This is a genomic window from Streptomyces sp. NPDC053069 (assembly GCF_044546895.1).
Classification (GTDB): Bacteria; Actinomycetota; Actinomycetes; order Streptomycetales; family Streptomycetaceae; genus Streptomyces.
The window spans coordinates 23,345-29,344 of record NZ_JBITZN010000029.1 but is presented as its reverse complement, the minus strand read 5'-3'; the positions used below and the strand labels follow the sequence as shown (position 1 = coordinate 29,344).

5 protein-coding genes and 2 pseudogenes are annotated in these 6,000 nt (G+C 68.5%); 5 read left to right on the top strand and 2 right to left on the bottom strand.

The window, feature by feature from the left end; genetic code table 11:
• Positions 1 to 168 (top strand): annotated as a pseudogene (locus ACIGXP_RS39835) (DNA-directed RNA polymerase subunit alpha); the annotation flags it as partial.
• 524 nt (positions 169 to 692) lie between these two features.
• On the opposite strand, the gene ACIGXP_RS39830 reads toward ACIGXP_RS39835, so the two are convergent.
• A complete protein-coding gene (locus tag ACIGXP_RS39830) occupies positions 693 to 1,073 on the bottom strand; it encodes a YybH family protein (protein ID WP_399776888.1) in 381 nt (126 codons plus the stop codon).
• Between the two features lie 145 nt (positions 1,074 to 1,218).
• On the opposite strand from ACIGXP_RS39830, the gene ACIGXP_RS39825 reads away from it, so the two are divergent.
• The 4 genes and pseudogenes from ACIGXP_RS39825 (at position 1,219) to ACIGXP_RS39810 (ending at position 4,362) form a co-directional block, all read left to right on the top strand.
• Complete coding sequence (locus tag ACIGXP_RS39825) at positions 1,219 to 2,118, top strand: helix-turn-helix domain-containing protein (protein ID WP_399776886.1); 900 nt, start codon at positions 1,219 to 1,221, stop codon at positions 2,116 to 2,118.
• Between the two features lie 361 nt (positions 2,119 to 2,479).
• Positions 2,480 to 2,934, top strand: a pseudogene (locus ACIGXP_RS39820) (DNA polymerase III subunit alpha); the annotation flags it as partial.
• Entirely contained in the window at positions 2,862 to 3,434 is a 573-nt protein-coding gene (locus tag ACIGXP_RS39815; RefSeq protein WP_399776890.1) for a transposase family protein, read from the top strand. The pseudogene ACIGXP_RS39820 and the gene ACIGXP_RS39815, both read left to right, overlap by 73 nt.
• Positions 3,435 to 3,645: 211 nt before the next feature.
• Positions 3,646 to 4,362 carry an enoyl-CoA hydratase-related protein gene (locus ACIGXP_RS39810; RefSeq protein WP_399776883.1) on the top strand — a complete coding sequence of 239 codons (717 nt, stop codon included), beginning with the start codon at positions 3,646 to 3,648 and terminating at the stop codon, positions 4,360 to 4,362.
• A gap of 404 nt (positions 4,363 to 4,766) precedes the next feature.
• On the opposite strand, the gene ACIGXP_RS39805 is transcribed toward ACIGXP_RS39810, so the two are convergent.
• On the bottom strand, positions 4,767 to 5,921 hold the full coding sequence (locus ACIGXP_RS39805) for an NAD(P)-binding domain-containing protein (RefSeq protein ID WP_399776881.1): 1,155 nt from the start codon (positions 5,919 to 5,921) through the stop codon (positions 4,767 to 4,769).
• Between the last annotated feature and the right edge of the window lie 79 nt (positions 5,922 to 6,000).

Here is a 6,000-nt window from a genome sequence, read left to right as displayed (position 1 = left end):
ATCCGCAACTTCGGTGCGAAGTCCATCGACGAGGTCAAGGCGAAGCTGGCCGGCATGGGCCTGGCCCTGAAGGACAGCCCGCCCGGATTCGACCCGACCGCAGCCGCGGACGCCTTCGGCGCCGACGACGACGGGAACTCGGGTTTCGTAGAGACCGAGCAGTACTGAACGCTGCGCCGGCTTGCGGGGAGCCAGGAAGCCACCGGACGGCGCGGCAGGGTTTCGGGAACTGCCGCCCTGCCCAAGACGGACCCACCATCGAGGTCTGCTTCCCGCACACCCAGACCTCTGCCTCCGGTAGGACGCTCATCTCCAGGCCACTACGCCCTGCTGCCGTGTAGGGACAGTCTTCTTCCTTCTTGCCGGATCCGGCGAGCTGACGCAGTACCACAGGCGACCCGAGCAGGAAGTCTGCGCAGCAGTCGGTCCTCGCCTTGCCGCCGCCATGAATGACGCGGCCGGTGCGCTCCGACACGCCGAGTGGATGCCCTTCAGCATGATCGCGATTCTTGAAAACGGCTCTGTCCGCAGTTCCGTGAGGCACGGGGCCTCATGGCCCCGGTGGCGGCGGCAGCGGTACGTGGCAGTCCCGGTGGTGTCGCGGAGCCCTGGTGGTCCGTCCGGCCGCTGCCGGCGGGACGGACCACCGTCGGGCCGGCGGAGGCCGGCACATTTCGCGCTCAGGCGGTCGCTCAGGCCGTGCCGAGCGGATTGAGCACGGCGAACCGCCAGCAGCCGTCGATGCCTCGGCACGCGACGTTGGCGGTGGTGCCGGTCGGGGCGACACGCTCGCCGTCGGGAGCGGTGACTTCGAGGGTCCAGTCGGTGACCAGCAGCGCGGCCTCGGCGCCGACCAGGGTGTGCCGGGGGATGTTGGTGAGCCGTCCACGGGCGGCGACGGTCGCGCTGATCTCCCGGCGCAGCGCCTCGTGACCGGTGATGACCTGGCCGGCCGGCGTGCGCATGGTGGCGCCAGGGGCGAACAGGGCCAGCACACCCTCGACGTCACCGCCGTTCAGGGCAGCCTCGAACGCGCCGGGCAGCAGCGCGGGATCGGTGATCGCAGTCTTCACAGTGGTGGGTCCTTACCTGGTGTGCCCAACGGGCAGGGATGTACGAGCGGGCCGCGGGCCTCAGGGCGCAGGCCGGTAGTACGCGGCGACGCCTCCACGATCCCCGCCAAGGGCCTCTCGCGACGAGGTAGAGTCGGGACCCATCATGGTCAAAGTTGGACAACATGACGTCATCGACATCGCCTACCTCAATCCCGACCGGCCGCGGCTGGGCATCGAGGTGCTGACGTTCGACGTCCTGCGCCGCCGCCTGACAAGGGCGGTCGCCCGCGCCCCGAGCCGGCCGGACTTCCATCAACTGCTCCTCGTACGGGGCGGTGAGGCAACCATGATGGTCGATTTCGTCCCCCAGCCCTGCGCACCGGGCAGACTGCTGCATCTGCGGCCCGGTCAGGTCCAGCGGTTCCCGGTCGATGCGGAGGGCCGCCTGGCCGACTTGGATGCCGTGCTGGTGCTGTTCACCGCCGCCTTCCCGCCGCGCCTGCCTCAGCTCGCGTCCCTCCTCGACGGCTTCGGCCCGCCCGGCTGGACGCTGTCTCCAGCCAACCACCAGGTCCTCGACCGGGCCCTGACCGAGATCGCGGCCGAGTACCACACCCTTGAGGACCGCCGGGAGGACACGGACGCCGACCTCACCGTCCCACTGCTGCGTCAACTCCTCGGAGCGGTGCTGCTGCGTCTGGCCCGGCTGCCCCATCCCGGCCATGCCGCCTCGGCCAGGGCCGGCGGCGAGGTCTTCCGTGCCTTCCGCTACGAGCTGGAGCGCTCCTTCGCCGCCACCCGCTCCGTACAGAGGTACGCCGCCCAACTCGGCTACTCACCACGCACCCTGACCCGAGCCTGCCAAGCCGCCACCGGCCGCACCGCCAAAGAACTCATCGACGCCCGCGCCGCTCTGGAGGCGCAGCGCCTGCTCGTGCACACCGACCTGCCAGTCGCCGCGATCGGCCGGATGCTCGGATTCTCCGAACCCGCCAACTTCGGGAAGTTCTTCACCCGCGAGACCGGCGACACCCCCGGCGGCTTCCGCACCCGCTGGCGCTAGCCAGAAGACCGGGCAGCGCGGCGTCAGGCCGGCAACCGGCCGGCCGACCGCCGCTGCGGCAGCCGCCACGGCCAGACAGACGCCGACGCAACGATCCCGCCTATCAGCAACTGACCTGCGGATTCACGGAAGCGCGGCCAGAACCAGATTCAAATAGCCCCATCAAGAGACTCCAAGTGCCCTGGAACGCCGGACGTACGTTGACTTAACTCCCTTGAAAATGGGGGTTGTTCGCTGGAGCCGAGCGAGCCGGGGGTGATGGGTCGAGGGGGAGCCTGAGGCCTCTCCCTTGGCCTCTCGCGGAGGTGTGCACCCGGTTTCCCGGTCTTTTGTTCACCTGCATAACCACACCAAGTACTCGATGCTCGACTCGGTGCGTATGAGTTTCACCAGGTGGCCAAGGGTTTCGACGGCGCGAAGCCGATCATCGGGATCGAGGCGTATGTTGCTCCCTCGTCGCGGCGTAACCGGAAGCAGGAGTTCTGGAGGCTGGGCGGGTAGCGCGCCATGTCGGACGACGGCGAGGGCTCAAAGGATGTGTCCGGTGGTGGCGACATGCCGCTCCTGGCCACGAACGACGCGCACTACGTCCACGAGCACCAGGCCGACGCGCACGACAACCCGCTGTGCATCGGCGTCGGCAAGAACAAGGCCGACGAGAAACGGTTCCGGTTCCAGGGCTGCAGCTACTACCTGAAGACCGCGCAGGAGATGCGGTCCCTGTTCGCCGAGCTGCCGGAGGCGTGCGACAACACCTTGCTGATCGCCGAGCGGATCGGCTCCTACGACGAGGTCTTCGACTACGTCGACGAGATGCGTGTGCGACGCCCAGCAGCAGGCCGCAAGGACCGGGACAAATTCGTCTCCGGAAAGACCAAGCAGAACGCCGTGAGGACCATGGTCCTCACGGAGCCGAGGGGCGTGTGCTGTTCTGCAGCCCGGTCCGGCCGGGGAGCTGTGCCGACATCACCCAGGCCCGACAACTCGGACTGGCCCAGCTCCTGGCCGACGGCCCGTTCATGGAGATCCTCGCAGACGCCGGCTACCAGGGCATGGGCGCGCAGACCGGCGGACGCGTGGTGACACCACCTCATCGCAAGTTCAAGAAGAACGCTCCCGCCTGGTACGAGGAAAGGCATGAGCAGCAACGCAAGGCGCATTGCTCCCGGCGCATCCGCGTCGAGCACGGCATCGCCCACCTGAAAAACTGGCGGGCCCTCGCCCGCCACGAACACATGAGTGACATCGTCCACGCCGTCGCCGGACTGCTCTCACACCAGCAGACCGCCACGCTGTCTCGTGGCCTTCAAGCCTGAGCAGCTTCAGCTCCGCCACCCTCGATGTGCCACGGCCAGCCATGCATGAGGTCGTTAGGCGAGGCATGGGCTTCGGGGCTCGTAGAAGGTGCCGTCGCGAAGCGTCGCGAACAGCACACGGACTCGGAGCGCGGGCCAGGCGTAGGGTGAGATCATGTCCACATGTGAGCGGGTGATCGTGTGCACTCGGGGCGATTACACCTGGGTCACTATGAATCATCCCGAGCGCAGGAACGCTCTGAGCAGGGAGATGCTGCGAGAGCTGCAGAAATCCCTGACCGAGGTGGCCGGCTCCCGGGCCAGGGGGATCGTGCTGGCGGCCAGGGGACCGGTTTTCAGTTCCGGGCACGACTTCGCCGACGTGCTGGCCCTCGACGTGCAGGGCGCCCGCGAACTGCTGCAGCTGTGCACCGACGTGATGCGACTGGTCGAGTCCGTCCCACAGGTGGTGGTGGCCCGGGTGCAGGGGCTGGCCACGGCCGCCGGGTGTCAGTTGGTGGCGTCCTGCGACCTGGCCGTGGCGGGTGACCGTGCCGGGTTCGCCCTTCCCGGCGGCAAGGGGGGCTGGTTCTGCCACACCCCTGCCGTGCCGGTGGCCCGCTCCATCGGACGCAAACGGCTCATGGAGATGGCCCTGACCGGTGACGTGATCGACGCCCGCACCGCCCTGAACTGGGGACTGATCAACCAAGTCGTACCCGATGGCGAGCTGGACACAGCGGTCGAGGAACTCCTCACCCGCGCCACCCGCGGCAGCGCGGCCAGCAAGGCACTGGGCAAACGCACCCTGTATGAACAACTGGACCGCCCTGAAGCAGACGCCTACGCCATTGCCTGCCAGGTCATGGCCGACTCCTCCCAAACCCCGGCAGCTCGTGAAGGCATCACTTCCTTCCTTGAAAAACGCCCACCCCACTGGCCCCAATAGCACCAAGGGCGGCCGAGGCGATGCAGTTCGGCTGCCAAAGAGGAGATCTGGGCGCGGGCAGGAAGGGACGCGGACACCGCAGACGCCCGCTCGCCATACCCAGCCGATGCGCCGGCACGTGCCGGCTGCCCGTCCAAGGGAGAGGGTGCGCCCTGCCCCGTCGGCCGCGCCGGGGCGAGGCCGACGGGGCAATCGACCGGCGCGCGCCCGTGCGGGTCGGAAAGAGGGGGCGCGGCCGTGCCTGTCAGCGGCCGGTCGGTTGGGGTTGGACCCCACCGCCGCGGCCGCTTCTGTCCTGCGGCACGCTGCGTCGGCCGATCATGCCGCCGAAGCCGTGGCCGGTTGCGTGGGTGCCGACGGCTGGGGCACCGCGGGTGTGCTCGTGAGCGGGTCGGGTCTTCTCGTCAGGCCCAGCGGGCCTGCAAGTGCCGCAGGAGGATGGTCGCCGCGGCCGGTGCGGCTTTGACGAAACCCAGAAACGGGCCAAAGTCCCGCGTTGCTGCGAATCCGGTGAGATAGAGCCCGGGAACGGCGGTCTGGAAGTTCTCGTCCAGCACCGGGAACCCGTCGCGGGTGGCGATCTGCTCCAGGAGACCGGCCAGGTAGGGGACACGTGCCAGGTCGGGTGCGTACCCGGTGGCGAACACCACCTGATCAGCTGTCAGGGTTTCGGAATTGGACAGCGTGACCTGCACGGTGTCACCGCTCGCGCCGCCGTCGACGTGTACGACATCGGTGTCCGGCCACAGGTGCACCACCGCCGGGTCCAGCCGAGCAGGCAGCCATGGTTCCAGAGTCGCCCGTCCGGCCCGCCAGCACCGCATGTCGATCGCCTCCCGTTCCGTGGCCGTCAGCCGACGCCACCACCCGGTGACCTGCAGGGTGCTGTCGACGTAGTCGTCGAAGAACGCCCAGCTCACCGGCTCAAAACGCGGAACGGGATGGCGGTGGACGACGTCGACGTGTTCGGCATCGTGCTCGGCAAGCAAGGCCGCCCACTCGTACGCGCTCTGCCGACCTCCCACGATCAGCACCCGCCGGCCCGCCAGGTCATCGAAACGGACCAGGTCACAGCTATGGGCCACCCGACGGGCCGGCACATCGGCCGCCCACGCAGGCAACTGCCGGAAATAACTGACACCAGGAGCAGCGACCACGACCTCGGCACGCAGCCGCCCGCCATCGGTGAGTTCCGCTTCGAATCCCGTCTCCCGCCGTGCGATGTCCCGCACCAGTCCGGACCGGACCGGCACCTGTTTGACGCGGCAGAACCACTCCCCGTACTCACGAAACAGTCCCACGGGCACCGGGAGAACCTCGTCACCGGCCAGGCCCTGCTCTTCCAGAAAGGCCAGAAACGTGTGCACTCCTGCGGCGTCCAGATGCCAGTCGACCCCCGAGCGCAGCAGCATTCCGTCGGGCATGTGCTCATGCCAAAAACCCATCGGCCGCCCGACCACCTGCGCGTCAATGCCGTGATCGCGAGCGAGGGCGGCCGCTGAGAGACCGAAGGGCCCCGCACCGACGACGAGCACATCGGTGGAGAGGGTTTCGTCCATGTCAGGCTCCCTTCCGGCCTGCGATCCGCGGACACCACCAGGTGCGTGTCACACGGTCGAGCCAGGACACCTCAGCCTC